The organism is Burkholderia sp. MSMB1835 (assembly GCF_001526365.1).
GTDB lineage: Bacteria > Pseudomonadota > Gammaproteobacteria > Burkholderiales > Burkholderiaceae > Burkholderia.
The window spans coordinates 1-870 of record NZ_LOYP01000056.1 but is presented as its reverse complement, the minus strand read 5'-3'; the positions used below and the strand labels follow the sequence as shown (position 1 = coordinate 870).

1 protein-coding gene is annotated in these 870 nt (G+C 66.6%); it reads left to right on the top strand.

The window, feature by feature from the left end:
- On the top strand, positions 1-870 hold an 870-nt coding region (locus WS96_RS28975), incomplete at both ends, for an APC family permease (RefSeq protein ID WP_156443706.1).

Genomic DNA, 870 nt, shown 5'->3' with positions numbered 1-870 from the left:
CGCACGCAGCGCATTCTCGGCATTGCATCGCTCACGCCGCTCCTGATCGTCGGCATCGTGCCGTTCGTCACCGGCGACGTGCCGATGTCGAACCTGCTGCCGCTGCTGCCGCTCGGTCACGACGCGCAGGGCAACCTCACGGCCGCGACGTTCGGCTCGTGGAACGGGCAGGGCGTGACGATGGCGCTCGGCGCGATGTTCATGGCCGGCTGGGCGTCGTACGGTTTCGAGACGGCCGTCTGCTATACGCGCGAATTCCGCGATCCGCGGCGCGATACCGCGAAGGCGATCTTCTGGTCGGGTGCGTTGTGCCTGGTCGTGATGACGCTCGTGCCGATGGCGTTCCAGGGCGCGCTCGGCACGCAGGCGATGCTCGATCCGGCGATCGGCGACGGTACCGGCGTCGCGGCCGCGATGGCGAAGATCGTCGGCGGCGGCGCATGGGTCGCGAATGCGGTCGTCGTGATGCTGATGCTGTCGATCCTGCTGATCGTGATGACGTCGATGATGGGCTCGTCGCGCACGCTGTACCAGGCGTCGGTCGACGGCTGGCTGCCGAAGTACCTGTCGCACGTGAACGAGCACGGCTCGCCCACCCGCGCGATGTGGACCGACCTCGGCTTCAACCTCGTGCTGCTGATGATGTCGGACTACATGACGGTGCTGTCGATCTCGAACGTCTGCTACATGTTGTTCGTATTCCTGAATCTTCAGTCCGGCTGGATTCACCGGATGGATCGCGGCAACTGGGATCGGCCGTTCCGCTGCCCGACGTGGCTGCTCGTCGGCGGCGCGATCTGCGGCTACGCGAACCTCGTCTACGTCGGCGCGGGCGCGAACCTGCAAGGCGAAGGCACGCTGCGCAACGGG